The organism is Kordia algicida OT-1 (genome assembly GCF_000154725.1).
GTDB classification, from domain to species: domain Bacteria; phylum Bacteroidota; class Bacteroidia; order Flavobacteriales; family Flavobacteriaceae; genus Kordia; species Kordia algicida.
In genome coordinates, this window is sequence record NZ_DS544873.1 from 3,054,552 (window position 1) to 3,070,385 (window position 15,834).

The 15,834-nt window shown below is 35.0% G+C and carries 15 protein-coding genes and 15 tRNA genes; all 30 read left to right on the forward strand.

The window, feature by feature from the left end; all coding sequences use genetic code 11:
- Window position 1 precedes the first annotated feature (1 nt).
- The 30 genes from KAOT1_RS12970 (at window position 2) to KAOT1_RS13110 (ending at window position 15,828) form a co-directional block, all read left to right on the forward strand.
- A complete protein-coding gene (locus tag KAOT1_RS12970) occupies window positions 2-673 on the forward strand; it encodes a hypothetical protein (protein ID WP_157560128.1) in 672 nt (223 codons plus the stop codon).
- Window positions 670-1,140, forward strand: a complete 471-nt coding sequence (locus tag KAOT1_RS12975) for a LapA family protein (protein ID WP_007095287.1) — start codon at window positions 670-672, stop codon at window positions 1,138-1,140. Before KAOT1_RS12970 ends, KAOT1_RS12975 begins: the two co-directional genes overlap by 4 nt.
- Before the next feature lie 13 nt (window positions 1,141-1,153).
- Window positions 1,154-1,945: a hypothetical protein gene (locus tag KAOT1_RS12980; protein WP_007095288.1), complete on the forward strand. Its 792-nt coding sequence runs from the start codon at window positions 1,154-1,156 to the stop codon at window positions 1,943-1,945.
- A 14-nt stretch (window positions 1,946-1,959) separates the two neighbouring features.
- Window positions 1,960-2,712, forward strand: a complete 753-nt coding sequence (locus KAOT1_RS12985; protein WP_007095289.1) for an ATP-grasp domain-containing protein — start codon at window positions 1,960-1,962, stop codon at window positions 2,710-2,712.
- 286 nt (window positions 2,713-2,998) lie between these two features.
- Complete coding sequence (locus tag KAOT1_RS12990) at window positions 2,999-3,721, forward strand: DUF434 domain-containing protein (RefSeq protein WP_007095290.1); 723 nt, start codon at window positions 2,999-3,001, stop codon at window positions 3,719-3,721.
- Window positions 3,722-3,724: 3 nt separating this feature from the next.
- Entirely contained in the window at window positions 3,725-4,273 is a 549-nt protein-coding gene (locus KAOT1_RS12995) for a 3'-5' exonuclease (protein WP_007095291.1), read from the forward strand.
- A gap of 146 nt (window positions 4,274-4,419) precedes the next feature.
- Window positions 4,420-4,641, forward strand: coding sequence for a hypothetical protein (locus tag KAOT1_RS13000; RefSeq protein ID WP_007095292.1), 222 nt, complete (start codon window positions 4,420-4,422; stop codon window positions 4,639-4,641).
- Window positions 4,623-5,882, forward strand: a complete 1,260-nt coding sequence (locus KAOT1_RS22375; protein WP_007095293.1) for a nucleotidyltransferase domain-containing protein — start codon at window positions 4,623-4,625, stop codon at window positions 5,880-5,882. Before KAOT1_RS13000 ends, KAOT1_RS22375 begins: the two co-directional genes overlap by 19 nt.
- Before the next feature lie 14 nt (window positions 5,883-5,896).
- A complete protein-coding gene (locus KAOT1_RS13010; protein ID WP_007095294.1) occupies window positions 5,897-6,886 on the forward strand; it encodes a hypothetical protein in 990 nt (329 codons plus the stop codon).
- A gap of 1 nt (window position 6,887) precedes the next feature.
- Entirely contained in the window at window positions 6,888-7,949 is a 1,062-nt protein-coding gene (locus KAOT1_RS13015; protein WP_007095295.1) for a nucleotidyltransferase domain-containing protein, read from the forward strand.
- Window positions 7,946-8,653, forward strand: a complete 708-nt coding sequence (locus KAOT1_RS13020; RefSeq protein WP_007095296.1) for a hypothetical protein — start codon at window positions 7,946-7,948, stop codon at window positions 8,651-8,653. Before KAOT1_RS13015 ends, KAOT1_RS13020 begins: the two co-directional genes overlap by 4 nt.
- Window positions 8,643-10,010 carry an SDR family oxidoreductase gene (locus tag KAOT1_RS13025; RefSeq protein WP_007095297.1) on the forward strand — a complete coding sequence of 456 codons (1,368 nt, stop codon included), beginning with the start codon at window positions 8,643-8,645 and terminating at the stop codon, window positions 10,008-10,010. Before KAOT1_RS13020 ends, KAOT1_RS13025 begins: the two co-directional genes overlap by 11 nt.
- Window positions 10,011-10,156: 146 nt before the next feature.
- A tRNA-Met gene (locus tag KAOT1_RS13030) sits at window positions 10,157-10,227 on the forward strand.
- A 17-nt stretch (window positions 10,228-10,244) separates the two neighbouring features.
- Window positions 10,245-10,317, forward strand: a tRNA-Val gene (locus KAOT1_RS13035).
- 13 nt (window positions 10,318-10,330) lie between these two features.
- Window positions 10,331-10,406 (forward strand) — tRNA-Gly (locus KAOT1_RS13040).
- Window positions 10,407-10,418: 12 nt separating this feature from the next.
- A tRNA-Asp gene (locus tag KAOT1_RS13045) sits at window positions 10,419-10,491 on the forward strand.
- A 31-nt stretch (window positions 10,492-10,522) separates the two neighbouring features.
- Window positions 10,523-10,747, forward strand: coding sequence for a hypothetical protein (locus KAOT1_RS13050; RefSeq protein ID WP_007095299.1), 225 nt, complete (start codon window positions 10,523-10,525; stop codon window positions 10,745-10,747).
- A gap of 12 nt (window positions 10,748-10,759) precedes the next feature.
- Window positions 10,760-12,793: a hypothetical protein gene (locus KAOT1_RS13055; RefSeq protein WP_007095300.1), complete on the forward strand. Its 2,034-nt coding sequence runs from the start codon at window positions 10,760-10,762 to the stop codon at window positions 12,791-12,793.
- Between the two features lie 1,350 nt (window positions 12,794-14,143).
- A tRNA-Cys gene (locus tag KAOT1_RS13060) sits at window positions 14,144-14,216 on the forward strand.
- Between the two features lie 97 nt (window positions 14,217-14,313).
- Window positions 14,314-14,396, forward strand: a tRNA-Tyr gene (locus tag KAOT1_RS22960).
- Window positions 14,397-14,402: 6 nt separating this feature from the next.
- Window positions 14,403-14,474 (forward strand) — tRNA-Trp (locus KAOT1_RS13065).
- Between the two features lie 144 nt (window positions 14,475-14,618).
- Window positions 14,619-14,690, forward strand: a tRNA-Asp gene (locus KAOT1_RS13070).
- Between the two features lie 13 nt (window positions 14,691-14,703).
- Window positions 14,704-14,775, forward strand: a tRNA-Glu gene (locus KAOT1_RS13075).
- Window positions 14,776-14,923: 148 nt separating this feature from the next.
- Window positions 14,924-14,997, forward strand: a tRNA-Leu gene (locus KAOT1_RS13080).
- Window positions 14,998-15,025: 28 nt separating this feature from the next.
- Window positions 15,026-15,097: transfer RNA gene (locus KAOT1_RS13085), tRNA-Arg, on the forward strand.
- 6 nt (window positions 15,098-15,103) lie between these two features.
- Window positions 15,104-15,173: transfer RNA gene (locus tag KAOT1_RS13090), tRNA-Gln, on the forward strand.
- 4 nt (window positions 15,174-15,177) lie between these two features.
- Window positions 15,178-15,250: transfer RNA gene (locus tag KAOT1_RS13095), tRNA-Met, on the forward strand.
- An 8-nt stretch (window positions 15,251-15,258) separates the two neighbouring features.
- A tRNA-His gene (locus tag KAOT1_RS13100) sits at window positions 15,259-15,329 on the forward strand.
- A 6-nt stretch (window positions 15,330-15,335) separates the two neighbouring features.
- Window positions 15,336-15,408 (forward strand) — tRNA-Phe (locus KAOT1_RS13105).
- 102 nt (window positions 15,409-15,510) lie between these two features.
- Window positions 15,511-15,828, forward strand: a complete 318-nt coding sequence (locus KAOT1_RS13110; RefSeq protein ID WP_007095302.1) for a hypothetical protein — start codon at window positions 15,511-15,513, stop codon at window positions 15,826-15,828.
- Window positions 15,829-15,834: the final 6 nt, after the last annotated feature.

Sequence of the window (15,834 nt, forward strand, 5' to 3'; positions counted from 1 at the left end):
CATGAAACCTTCCTATCAAATATTTGGCTCAAAAAGTTCTGAAGACTTAGATGTTTGCTTTTTTGTAAACAGTTTAGATCACATCAGAGGAAATCATGATGTCGTAAAATTGTATACGGAACAAATGGATTTTCAAACCTCAAAACCTATAAATGGCAACTTGGCAATTCTAAAAAATGGCGTAGTTGTAGAGAATTTCAAAGGCAGTGCTGACGAACTCAACAACGCGCTATTTACAACCTATGATTTGCACGATCAGGAATTTAAAAATCATATCAAAAAATTGGTTTCTAGAGATGTTGAATCACGAATTGTACGTTGCGCACGTTCGTTAGTTGCAAGTTTTACAAGAACCAATTTACGCAAACAATCAAAAACTGCACTACGATCTGATGTTGCAACACAACTTGATTTTTTAGCGCAAATTCAACTCAAAAACTATACAGACTTTGGCAAACACGGTTCAGTGATAGAAATTTACAAATCGATGGCATTTCAACTAGGAATGACGCTTGCTTTACTAAAGGGAATTGAAGTATATACAAAAGAAGGAATCATTGAAATCTTTCCTGAATTGGAAAACTATTTGATGCGAAAAGAAGAAAATTCAGAAGCATTACAAAAACATTTACAGTTATTTATAATGATGACGAGAAACCAAAAGAAATCATGAAAAAATCAAAGAATTTTGGACAAAGCTTGCTCACTGTTTTAAGTTTTATCGCATTCCTATTTGTGCTGTTTCTAATCTCGCCTTGGATCTATGTAAAAAATAAAATTTGGGGACGCAAACTGCGAAAAAAACTGAAAGCACAATTAAAAGAATACGACGGAAAAATAGTATTTCTATATGGTGAATATCACACGTTTGACTTTGTATCTTACTTTCAACAACACCATCCAGAAATCACTTGTTTTGAAGTTCCAAATCATCCGCCAATGGATCCGTTTATCCTGTATCTTAATGCTAGAAATCCACCAAAAAGTTTACCGCAATTAGCCAAAATCATAGATAAATATCCTATAAGAAAATCACATTACAATTCCTTCAAACATTTTGTTCGAAGGAAAAAAGATCCAGACAGTTTTTATAAACTCATAGAACGTTCCATCAAAAATCTAAAACAAGCAGACATCTAAAGAAAGTTCCATCATGAAACCAAGTCTCACAAAAATTGACAACTTCCCGTATCAATATTTTCAATATGGTTCCAAAAGTTCCACAGATATTGATGTCATTATTGTGTTGCCAAAAGCCGAAATGCCTGCAACACAAGAAGAACGAAAACGAAAGCTAAAACAGCTAAAAACGGAGTTTCAACTTGATTGGAATGCAATTTTTGTAGTGATTAAAGATGGAGTTTTAACAGATACAATTTACACAAAATCTTGGGTAGATTCCTTAAATAATGCGTTTTATCACACGCACAAACATCATGAACAATTTTTTGAAATTCCTGTCACAAAAACGGTCAAACGCAACAAAACGTTGGCAATTTACAAAGCTGTTAGAACAATTTTAACGATGCTAACGCGAACACATTTACGATCACAAATCCGACCAATTATCCGTGGAATTCATCCGTTTCAACTAAAACTAGACGTGCTAAAAACCATTGATTTTTCAGAAATTGAAACTTTCCATCAAAAAAATACACCTGATGCTGATGCTTGGAAAATTATTGCGTTCTATTTGGCTCAAAACGAATTGCTCATCGAAAAAAATATAGAAGTATATTCGAAAGAAAAATTACTAAAACAAGTTCCAGCTATTGCTGATTTTATTCTCAGGAAAAAAATCTCGCAAGAAGCGAAAAACACCTTAACAGAACTCAAAAATAATTGGCTACAAACCATTGAAAACTATGGAAATTTCACTTCAAACGAACACATCCTTTCATGCAACAATGAACATGTTGATATGGTAAAAGAAATTAGTTTATAAGTTAAAAAAACAACATGAACACACAAAAAATCATTGTATTATCGCCCAATTTCTCTGAAGATTCCATGATTATCAATCAAGCAACAATTGATACGGAATTTACAGCAATGCGTTTTGGAAGCTGGAATGTTCCTGAAGCTTACAAAAACGATGTCATAGCCGTTTACGGTGAAGATTTATTCACGACAATCATCGCAGAACAATGCAATTTAAAATTGCTAAAACCTGCGGACGATTGGCTCGCAAATATTCCGTTAAAATATACGTTGCGAAACATTACATACGACCGTTTTAAAAACATCAAAAACGTACAAAACAAATTTATAAAACCTGTCGATTTCAAGTTTTTCCCTGCGGGCGTATACACTTCCGTGGAAGAAATTCAGGGCTATAGCACGATCGATCAAAACATTGAAGTCTTCGTTTCCGATGTCGTGAGTTGGGCGATTGAAGTTCGTTGTTTTGTAATTGACAACACCATTCAAACATGGTCGACATACATCTATAACGGAGAAATTCAGCTAAAAAATTCCATGGAGAAACACGAAGAAAATGCAATGCTGAACTTTCTAGAAGAATTCTTATCGGATGAATCCATTCATTTGCCAGAAGCTGTCGTCATTGATGTCGGTTACATTCCCGAAAAAGGTTGGGCTCTCATTGAAGCAAATCCTGTGTGGAGTTCAGGCGTATATGCATGCGATCCTAAAAAAGTAACTCAGACAATTGTGAGAAGTTGTGAAAAAATAAAAGATAGTGGAAACTGATAATTGTAATAAATAATTTTCAAAATGTTAATCGAAACTATTCGTCTGTGTTAAGAAATAATGAGCAAGCAAGCGGAATTGCGAAGCGTAGCTTCAAGCATGCAGCTTAGCTTGTGAATGGTGCTAAAGCAATTTCCTATACACAGACTTGATTTTTTAGTTCATTATATCTGTCAGTTCGAGCGGAGTCGAGAACAAGAAAAAATGAACGTTACTAAAATTTGAAACCCTAAAGGCAAAAAATTTGCACAAACATTCTTAGTAAAACAAGAAATAATAAAAACTCATGACCAAAAGAAGCAGAGGAAAAGAAGGAAGTGACGATCGTTTATTTGGCGATCCCAAAATGCAGGCAAAAATGCGAGAAGCGATCAAAGATATTTCGTATTTATTGAGCAGAGGATTCTCTGAAAAATCGTCAGTTCCATTAGTAGGAAATCGCTATAAACTCAACAACCGACAACAACGCGCCGTTCAAGGAATGAGTGAAGCTTCAGACAAACTCGAAAAACGAGCGAAACATTGTTTGGAGCCAAATCAATTAGCAGGAAAAGAAGTATTTTTAGATGGTTTCAATGTACTAATCATGTTAGAAAGTGCCTTATCGGGCGCATATCTTTTCAAAGGTTTAGATGGTTGCTATCGCGATTTATCAAGCGTACACGGAACCTACAAAAAAGTAAAACAAACACCAGAAGCCATTCAGCTTATTGCAAACTTTCTACAAGAAAACAAGGTAAAAAAAGCAACATGGATATTTGACAAACCAGTTTCCAATAGCGGACGATTAAAAACAATCTTGAGTGAATTTGCAGAGCAACATCAGCTCCTTTGGGAAATTATGCTACACAACAATCCTGACAAACTAATCGCAGAAAGCAATCAAATAGCAATCAGTTCGGATGCTTGGGTTTTAGATAATTCTAGAGTTTGGTGTAACATGGTTCGTCACATTGTTGACAAACACATTCCGCAGAAAAATGTGGTGGAATCTGAATCAAAAAATTAAAACATGCATCATACAAAAAATATCATCATCGTTGACTTAGAAGCAACTTGTTGGAATGAACCAATTCCCAACGGACAAGTCAATGAAATCATAGAAATCGGAATCTGTGTTTTAAATACAGAAACAAGTGAAATTACACAAAACGAAGGAATTCTTATCAAGCCTGAACGTTCTGAAATCAGCGAATTCTGTACAGAACTCACAACCATTACACAAGAACTTATTGATACAGAAGGAATTTCATTTGTCGAAGCGTGTACAAAACTTCGTGTAGAGTACAATCCGAAACAATACACGTGGGCAAGTTATGGTCAATACGATCTCAACATGCTCAAACGACAATGCAAACTCCGAAACGTAGAATATCCAATGGGACAAGAACATATCAACGTAAAAACCACATTTACAGAAGTAAAAGGTTTGCGCAAAAAAGTAGGCATGAATGGCGCATTAAACATCTTAAAAATTCCATTAGAAGGAACACATCATCGTGGTGTTGATGATGCAAAAAACATTGCTAAAATCCTCGATTGGTGTATCAAAAACGAATAAAATAAAATCTTAGAATTACACTGCGCAAAATAATTGCGCAACCACAATTCATCTTTGAACTCAGAAATGTAAAAAACATAAAAATTTTAGTCATGCAAATAAAAAAAGGTGCGCTGTTTTATTGATTAACAATAAAATAGTACACAATGAAAAAGAGCAAACGTTTAAAAAGAACTTTTGGACTCAACGATCATGGATTCATAGATTTCCCAAAAAAAATCTCTGGAACACAAATATCTAGAATACAAATTGGAAACGACATGGGATGTTCATATTGCTTTCCACACGGTTATGAAACCATCAATCGCACGATTCCTGAACGCAACTGGAAAAGTCAAAGAAAAACACAATGGAAACAAAAATCTTAGAAAAACTCAACGAAATAGAACGCGATAAAAATATCGAAATCTTATTCGCTGTCGAATCAGGAAGCAGAGCTTGGGGCTTTGCCTCTCCCGATTCTGACTATGATATTCGCTTTGTTTACAAACACAAAACTGATTGGTATTTGAATCTTTGGGAACAAAAAGATACGATTCAATTTATGACGGAAGACGAATTGGATGGTTCAGGTTGGGATCTTCGAAAAGCACTCAAATTGCTTTCAAAATCAAATCCTGCGTTACTCGATTGGATCTTCTCTCCTATCGTATACAAAAGTTCGGAAACATTTTTAGAAGAAATAAAAATAGTTGCGCAAAACAATTTCAATCCTGTGGCAGGTTTCTTTCATTATCACAACATGAATCGAACGTTTGAAGCTACGTTGAACACTAAAAAAATGACTTTAAAAAGTTATTTCTACGCGATTCGAACTGCGTTATGCGCCAATTGGATTTATAAAAAAGAGACAATTCCGCCAGTAAATTTTCGGGAATTATATCCGCTTTTAGATAAAGAATCTAGCTTGCTTTTAGATGAATTAATCCTGCTAAAAAGTAAACACATTGAAAAAAGTAACGAGCCAATTGATACACGTTTGATCGATTTAGCGAAAGGTATTATTGCTGAAAATAATGAAGTTCGAAACGATTTAAAGAACATAAAACCAAATCCTGAAGACTTTACTACCTTGTTCCGAAAACAATTTGGTGTGCTAGATTTGAAAGTAGAAGTAAAACATTTAGCACGACTAATCGAGTCAAAATCTGTAACGAATTACGATGCGCAACTTGGTGAAGTATATTGTGATATTTTTGAACGAAATCACAAGCAAGACGATTTTAAAACAATCATTCAAAAACTATACAAAAATCCGCTCATCAACAATCAAAAAATTAACAAAGACGATTTTGATTCTGTTGATGAAAAAACTGCAAAAAACATACTAATTTCTTCCATTATAAAGGAATGCAAATACGGAGAACATTATATGAAATGGCATGAAGCTGCACAACTCGCAGATGTATTTCTGAACAGTTTTGAAGATATTGAAACCATATATATAAATTCATATTGGGAAAAAGCTTTAGTTAGCAAACCTTTATATCCAGACGAATTAGATTTAGGAGGTTGGACAAACATTAGTTGGAGTTATTGGTACGATTACGGCTTATTTGTCGTTTCAAAAAACAAAATAGGAGTCATTTGGTTTGGTGATGACAGTTAAAAAAAACATACAAAATGGGCGGAAATCTATTTAAATTAGGGCGCATGCCAAAAGCGAAATATTTAGAAATTGAAACAGAAATCAGCACGTATCTTTCTCAGAAAATAGGCGCTGACAACTTTCGAATTCCGCGGTATTATGATGATAAAGCCGATTTTGGCGATTTGGATGTGTTGGTAAATATTTCCGCTGTGGCGGATTGGGAACGTATCAAAACTCAGATTTTGAACGATTTAAACATTCAGCAACACAAATCGGTTGGAAACGTGTTTAGTACAGTTTACAAAAATTTGCAAGTAGATTATTTTACGAAAGAAGAAGCCTATTTTTTAGCGACGTATAACTTTTTAAGTTTTAACGATGTCGGAAATATCATTGGAAGAATCTTTCGTCGATTCAATCTTAAATATGGTGAAAAAGGATTACATTATGTATTTAGAAGAACGAGCGAAGAAAGCTATTCCAAAGACATACTAATTACTAACGATTTCAAAAAAATATTTGCGTTTCTTGGTTTAGATTATTCCGTTTGGGAAACAGGTTTTGCTTCCAAAAAAGAATTATTTGATTGGGTAATTGCCAGCAAGTACTTTTCCACAAAACCGTATTTAGACGAAAACAAGGCAATCAACAAACGAAAAAAAAGACCGACAATGCAAGCGTTTATTGCTTATTTGAAAGAAAATGACATTATTCGTGAACCTAAATTTTTAGAAAAAGATCACTATCTAGAAATGATTGCTGATTATTTTCCAGAAACAAATCTTTTTGAGCAAATTCGCATTGAAAAAGAACGAGAAAAATACATCAATACGATCAAACAAAAATACAACGGAAGAATCATCATGGAACTGTTTCCTGAAATCAAAGGAAGAAACTTGGGGAAATTTATGAATCTATTTCAGGCTCAATTTGACCATTATGAAAAGTATTTCTATAGCGCATCCGCAGAAGAAATCATTGCACAATTAAAAACATTTCACAGCAATTACAAAAACGACTAAAATGACACTAGAGGAACTCAAAAAATCTGGAAATATCATTTTCGAATGTATCAGCGGAAGTCGTGCGTACGGATTAGATACGCCAACTTCCGACACAGACATTCGCGGAGTTTTTGTATTGCCAAAATCCACATACTATTCATTGGATTATATCGCACAGATAAATGACGAAACAAACGATACCGTGTATTATGAATTGCAGAAATTCATTGAATTATGCGCCAAAAACAATCCGAATATTCTAGAATTACTCAATGTTTCTGAAGATTGCATCTTACAAAAAAATCCATTATTCGACAGTATCAAACTAGCAACTTTTCTATCCAAACAATGCGAGAAATCGTTTGCAAACTACGCGTTTACACAAATCAAAAAAGCACGTGGTTTGGAAAAGAAAATCGTCAATCCGATGGAAAAAGAGCGCAAATCTGTCTTGGATTTCTGTTATATCTACGATAATGGCACTTCCATTCCGTTGCAAACATTTTTAGTCAATAAAAATATCAAACAAGAAGATTGTGGCATTGCAAACATTCCGCATTTAAAAGATTGTTACAATCTATATCACAACGAAAATATTCCCTACAAAGGAATCATAAAAAGTGAAAAAGCAAACGAATTGGCGCTGAGTTCCATCCCAAAAGGCGAACCAACAATCGGATTGTTATTTTACAACAAAGACTGTTACTCTAGCTATTGCAAAAAACACAAAGAATATTGGAATTGGGTAAAAAAACGAAATGACGAACGTTACAAAACAACAGTTTCACACGGAAAAAATTACGATGCTAAAAACATGATGCATACATTTCGTTTGTTGCATATGGCAAAAGAAATCGCCACGGAAAATACCATTCATGTCAAACGTCCAGATCGTGAGTTTTTACTTGATATCAAACACGGAAAATTTGAATATGACGAATTGGTCACTTGGGCAACCAAATTAAAAACAGAATTGGAAACATTATATGCTAATTCCAATTTGCCAGAACGTCCAAATTTGAAAACCATCAACGAATTATTAATGAACATCAGAACTGAGTTTTACAACCAAAAATCGTGAACGCTTTACTAGACATCGCTTATTCCTGCAAAAGTTTCCTTTCGGACGAATGGAAAACAAAATATGGTGCGTTTTTACAAAACGAACACTTGTCATTATTAGCGCGGAATGTCAATGCGTTGTATCGAAATGATTACACAAAAACACAAGGAAAACCACATTTTGAAGAAGAAATCGTTCCTGATATCAAAGAAGCGTTTTCCATCTTCAAAGAACAATTTAAAGTCTTAAAAAAGTATCATTTTGAATGGAATGTGATGACACGAAACGCCTTTGCAACAGCTTTAGAAGCGACTGATTTTAAAAATATTTTGATACTTTCAGGACAGCGATTGACTTCCGCGAGCATTCAAGATGAACATGGAATTCCGCCATTGCGAAAAGAACTTTTAAAGTACAGTTTTAAACCGCACAACGATCAAATTTCAAAAGCGGTTCGCGCTTGGGAAAAACACGCACAACGCTCTACGGAAAGTTTTTGGGGAACGGTAAAAGGAACAACGGAAGAAAAAGAACAAAATGTACAAAAACTGATAAAATACATACTGAAACACAAAACGTGGTGGAATGTTTTTACACATTACAAACACGATATTGTATACGAAGCGCGCATTCCAAGCGGACACGGAATTCGCTGGAAAAAAGCAACCTTAGAACTCATCGGATTTTTAGAACCTTTTGAAGATTTTGACCATGGAAAATAACGAACAAACCTATAATTTTTCGCAACAAGAATGGGAAACCTGCTTGAAAGTATTGCATGCGCTCAAGGAAAATCCGTTTGAGAATCCAGACAATAAACAGTTTGGAACACTCATCACGAAAATTTCTAAAAAAGCAAAAAAGGCAAATCGGAAAGATACTTTTTCAAGCAAAAAACAAGAAGATTTAGAAACAATCTTAAACAGTGAAATTTCTAAAAACGCATTGCAAAACACGACTATTTATCAAGACGACAAAAAAATTTCGCAATCGTTTACAAAATTGAATGTTCCGAAGAATTGTTATTGCTGCAATACTTCCTTTTCGTTGGCGCATTCGTTCTACAATCGCTTGTGTCCTAAATGTGCAGAACTTAATTACGAGAATCGTTTTAAAAATATAGACTTGACAAATCGCAATATCATTTTAACTGGTGGTCGTGTAAAAATTGGCTATGCAACTGCGCTAAAATTATTGCGTTCTCATGCAAATGTAACCGTGACAACTCGTTTTCCGGCATGTGCTTTGGAATTATTTCGTCAAGAAAAAGATTATGAAACCTGGAAAGATAATTTAGTCGTTTACGGATTGGATTTACGAAATCTGAAATCGGTTGAAAACTTCATTCAGTATTACAAAAACACACATGAAACGCTCGATATTCTTATCAATAACGCAGCGCAAACCATAAAATATACCGATCAATATTACACGCCATTGATTGCAAAAGAACAAAAATTACTCAATGATTTTTCAGAAGTGCAAAATTTAATCGCGAATGAAACTCCTGTGGCAAATGTAAAACTATTGAACAATCACGTTGAAAAAAGCTTTTTGGAACTCAATCGTTTTGGACAACCTGTAGACAAGCGAGAAAAAAATAGTTGGAATGCTACACTCGATGAAATCTCTATGCACGAATTGATTGAAGTCAACTTAATCAATCAAATTTCGCCATACTTTCTCATCAAAGAATTGTTGCCGTTACTCAAAAAATCTAGCTTTCCGAAGAAACATATTATCAACGTGACTTCTTCTGAAGGGCAATTTAGTTACAACAACAAAACCATGTTTCATCCGCATACCAACATGACCAAAGCGGCATTGAACATGATGACTTTAACCTCAGCAAAAACCTTTGAAGAAGATCATATTTACATGAATGCGGTTGATGTGGGTTGGGTTTCAACAGGAGCAAGCGAAACCTTGCGAAAAAAACAATTTGAAAAAGGATACATTCCGCCGCTTGATCCCGTAGATGGCGCAGCGAGAATCATACATCCAATTTATGAAAACGAAAAAAACAATACTATATTTACAGGAAAGTTATTAAAAAACTACGTTGTTGTAGATTGGTAAAATATAAAAGATGCAACAGTAGTTCAAGATAATTGGAAGAATATCGTCAACATAACGAAGGTTGCGGAGCCTGTGCTGAACTTGTTTCAGTATTCGAGTCCCGTCTGTTGCTCCTTTAAAAAATAATAAGAAATTTTGATACGCAAAGATTGATAGTTTAATTGGAAGAACACTTGGCTCATAACTAGAGGTGCGAGTTCAAGTCTCGCTCAATCTTTGTACAAAAAAACGGCAGTGATAGTAGCTCAACTGGAAGAGCACTTGCCCGACACGCAAGGGGTTTTGAGTTCAAATCTCAAGTATCATATAAAAATACATACGAGTGTTGGTAGTTTAACTGGAAGAACACCTGGCAACCACTCAGGAAGTGCGAGTTCAAACCTTGCGCAACACTCGTTCCATACTGCAACAGTAGTAGCTCAGTTGGAAGAGCGCATGCCTGTCACGCATGAGGTCGCGAGTTCGAACCTCGTCTACTGTTGCTTTTTTTTAACAAATACAAACATGTAACCATGAAATACGCATTAGAAAAAACCACCAATACGCATATTTTAGAAGCGGAAAACATAAAGGTTCGCTATTCGGTTGGCAGTACACAAGTATTGCAAATTGAAGGTGAAGGAATCGTTTCACATGGAGAACACGGAATTATAAAAACAGAAAGCAAATATGTGATTAAATATGTGCAACAAGAATTTAATCCTGTAACTCGAATTATTGAAAATGCTTTTGATTAAGAGTTTAGCATCGTGAAAACAATAAAAATACATACGGAAGACGATATTTCTAAAATAACGGAAACAGAAAATATTCGGTTGGAAATATATCTGAAAAATGCTGTAATTCCCATTCGTGAAATGAGTGGCGAATTGTACACGCGCGCCATTGGTTGTAAATTTCCAAACTTAACAACGGTTTTCGGATTGGCTTCTTTAGATGCACATCAAGCGGAATTGCCAAAACTCACAGAAATTCAAGGAAATTTAAACATTCATGGGAATGATATTCAACTTCCTGAATTGCGCAAAGTATTAGGTGATTTTAAACAACATTATCCTGTTGAATTGCCAAAACTCAAAATAATCACGGGAAAATCAAACGTACTTAAAAGTCGTATTCCAGAAAAATGGCAACGCGTGCTTTTTCAAAAGGATTTAGACATTTTGGAAGAAGGCGAATTATACAATCTTAGCATTGAAAATTGCAATGTTACCTTGCGTAATAAGGTAATTTATGGAAATCTTAAAATTGTCAATGCAAAATTAGATTGCCCAAACCTAGAGACAATTTACGGAAATCTCACTATTGAAATCTCAGATCAATTCAGTCCGTATGTCGCCAAACCAAGTTTAAATTTTGAAGACATCATTCAAAAAAAAGCAGCAAGTTTATTTGAAAGTCCAAACTTAAAACTAATTCATGGAAATTGTGAAATCAGCACAACAAAGCCTATAAATATTGATGTTGAAGAAGTTAAAAATAAAATTCTAATTGAAAAAGGGAGAACATCTTTTCGGAAACTCCAACAATCAGGTGAACTTCTTGTAAGAGAAAAAGCCAAATTGATCTGTAACACTTTAGTCGAAATAAATAAAAGACTTGTGGTAGGTAGAGATTCTAAACTCACAGCACAATCACTCCACAAAATAGGAACGCATTGTGACATAAATTCTAAAATTGATGTTCCTGCACTTAGGTTTGTTGGTGGAGAATTTACAATTCGTGAATTGCAATATTTAGGATATAGAAAACCAGAAAATTTATATGAATTCAGAAGCATGCAACAGATAGGGAAAGTTGATTTAAACACCTATTGTAAGTTTCCTAATTTACAAGAAGTAAAAGGTGTTTGCGGCATTAGAACTCTAGAAAACATAACTGCTGATGTTGCTCCTAAATTGACACAAGTTGGCATATTGGCAATTCGTGAAAAAACTTCGCGTATAAAAGACAGATTGCCAAGTTTGCAATATGTTGATACTATGATGTATCAGGAAAACAGCGAGCATCTTACTATAAATCACTTTTTTCATGAAGTAGAAAACAGAAATACTGAATTTATCATTTCGAAAGAATCATTTTCAATTTGGACAAACATTCGACAAGATAAATTACCCATTCGTAAATTCATCAGCATTCTAAAAATGCGTCATATTTCTTTTGATAATTTTTATACACGCGAATTGACTCGCGAATGGAACTACAAAAGCAATCCATCTTTTGATGAAATCATTCGTTCCATAAAAAAGAAATGGAAAAAAGTAACACCACTAACGTACGAGGAAATATTTCAACTTCATGACTTTTCTTTGCGAAGATTTGCATTCAACTATGTTGGTGTAGATACGTTTATGAAAAAACTCAAAGCAAAACGTATTGCGACAGAAGGAATTGAAGTACATCATGCTGTGTACGATGAGTTTGGAAATAAATCAATGGTTCAAAAACACAACATCTTTGAAATTTATGAAGCTGATTTCAACAAAGTACAACACTTTAGATCATGGCGAGGTGAAAAACAATTGCGTTATGCGGTAAAATGCTGGTGTACCTCTACCAATCAAGAACACTGGATTTGGATTGAATCAGCATACAAAGATGATCCGCTTGCTGCCATTGCTTCTACCTTTCGAGTACATGAAAATGTAATTCCATTCATTAAATGCTTAAAGCGTCAAGGAGATATTCTTTTATGTGAAATGAAACGAAATGTACGACCAGAAGGCACTATTAGACCGTTGACCAAAGAAGAATATTTTGGTTTGCTTATTTCAGAATCCTAAGTGTCAATAGAATTAGAACTATTATAAATAAGGTTTTTCATTTGGAAGAAACCTTATAAAAATTACATATTTGCCACACTAATGACAAAAAATTATTTACATATAGCCTCTATTTGTCTGAGAAGTCAGGACACAAATCGCGGAATGGTTGAACCATTTTGGCGAAATGAGACGCTTTATGTACATTTTTATCTGTGAAACATCTTATGAAATAACACAAAAATTATACAAACTGTAAAGCGTCTAAGAAATTAGGCGCTTTTTTTATGAAAAAAATTTAAAAAATGTTCAAAGCATAGTCAAATAGAAAATAATAGACATTGAAACAAAAAGCAATTGAGAGACAGACAGTTGGTAAAAAGTTCAATATCCGTTGTATAACGGACAGGGATTTTCATGCCCAAAAACAAATGTAAACATCTGATTATCAGTAAAATAAATCAAAAAAAGTTTGCGTAATCAAAAAATCGTTTTCATATTTGCAACGTCAAAAACAAAAAACGACAACATAAAAAAAATATTATGAATTATACATTACATCACATATCCGCCTTAGCAAACATTCTCCGATTGCCGGAAAGTTGCTGGAGTCTGTTTTTAAGAGAACAGCAAGGAGATTTTATGTATAGAAAAAAACGGGAGTATTATAAAGATACGTTGCGATGATCGTAACTATATACAAACTTTATAAAAGCATCTCCCAAAAAAGAGATGCTTTTTTTTATGGTTTATATTTTCTCAGCGTAAGTCAATTGACAGTGACCAAGGTCTTGAAATGAGTTTACGAATTCAATGAGACAAAAAAATAAAATAAAAATGCGGAATTAAAACCGTGCAGAGTTAATAAAAAGGAAGAACAAGCCAATTGGCGGTGGCCACGGTCTTGAAATGAGTTTACGAATTCAATGAGACAAAAAATAAAATAAAAATGCGGAATTAAAACCGTTCGGAGTTAATGACTCGTGTGGGTTCGAAATGCCTAGCATTCATGAGCACCTATTTATAAAATGCTTATGGCGCGAGCTACTCCCACTTCTTCCGCAAATAATTTGGAGTGTAGGTAAATATTGGTTCGTTACGCTTAACTGCTAATCAAGTCCACCTAACAGTGGTGAAGAGCCTGTGCTGAACTTGATTCAGTATTCAATTCCTTTGCGCTCCGCAACATATTGGGGATATAGTTTACCAAGCAAAAACAGTGGGTTTGCATCCCGCAGCACGGAGTGCAAGTCTCCGTATCTCCACAAAATGATATTGTAGCTCAATGTTAGAGCGAAGACCTGTTAAGTCTGAGGTTGAAGAGCCTGTGCTGAACTCGATTCAGTATTCGAGTCCTTCCGATATCGCAATGACAAGGTGGCTGAATGGCAAAGGCAGCAGTCTGCAAAACTGTTTTTTATGAGTTCGAATCTCATCCTTGTCTCAATGATTACGTAGTGTCAAATTCATTTGAATAATATGTAATCCAATTTGTGACTTGATGAGAAAGCACAGCAATCTCATCCTTGTCTGTATAACTTGGGAATTCGCCAGAGTTGGAGAGCTGGAGCAGACTGTAAATCTGTTGTGTAATGCTGAGTAGGTTCGAATCCTACAATTCCCACAAAATACGCTTGTGGTGTAATTGGCAGCATGTACGTCTCCAAAACGTACGGTTGAGGTTCAAATCCTTGCGGGCGTGCAAAATAAATAATATAGCTATAGTGTAATGGAAAGCACCAGAGATTTAGTTCACATGTTATCTATTTTAGATTTAAGAGTTCGTGAATGCTTAAAGCATTTCTAACCTCTTAGTCTAAGTTCGACTCTTAGTAGCTATACAAATAGTATCGTGACTCAATGGTAGAGTGCTCGACTGTCTCTCGAGAAGTTGCGGGTTCGAATCCCGTCGGTACTGCAAAAATAACAATGCTCTGTTGGTCAAACGGCGAAGACGCTACACTTTCTATGTAGAATTAAGGGTTCGATTCCCTTACAGAGTGCTAAACACCTGTGTGATGGAACTGGTATACAAAACAGTCTTAAACGCTGTTGTGCGAAGCACATGTGGGTTCGAAATACTTCAGTATTCATGAACTCCATTGTATACAATAGATGTTTTGTGAACTAATCCCACCGCAGGTACTAAATGCAGAGATGATGTAATTGGTAAACATGCCTGACTTAGACCCAGGTTTCTGAGAGTTCGAATCTCTCTCTCTGTACAAATGCAATCTTAGAAAGGAGTGCAACAAGTCTATGGTGTAACGGAAAGCACATTAGTTTACGAAGCTAAGAGTATAGGTTCGATTCCTATTAGACTTACAAATTGACCCATGTTGTAAAGGCAGCAGGCGAGACTTTGACTCTCGAGGTAAAGGTTCGAATCCTTTTGGGTCTACTAAAGCGATATAGCTTAATTGGTAAAGCACTGGTCTCATAAGCCAGAAGTTGAAAGTTCGATTCTTTCTATCACTACAAAAATGGTGACTTTAGTTTATTTGGTAAAACGCCTCACTGTGAATGAGAAGAACAGAGTTCGATCCTCGAAGTCACCCAAATTGGAGTAATGGCAGAGTTGGTCAATGCGCTGGATTGAAGTCCCAGAGATATAGGTTCGAATCCTATTTATTCCACTAAAGAAATGTAGTTTAAAGTTAAAATAGCGAGCTAGTATCTCGAAGATGCAAGTGAAAATCTTGTCATTTCTTATTCATAATTAATAAAAACAAACAGTCATGAGACAAGATGTATTACAAAGGTTTTTTTACAGAACTGAAGATTCAGGGAGATTCCTCGTGACTTCAAAAAGAACAGGAGTCACCTATTTTGTGGAACCAATAGATTCAGGAAAACCTGCTAATTTATGGGGAGATCTAGATCCAGCCACAAAAAAAATGACAGGAAATTATGGAAATAAAAGACGAGGTGCCGTTTTAGCGGAAGAATCTCTGATTACAGAAGAAAATGGCTTCCAAAATATTTCCACATTTAAAGGAAGTCCTTTAGGTGAAATTGATCGCAGAGATCGATTACATGAGATGAATAAAAACTAAAAGCTA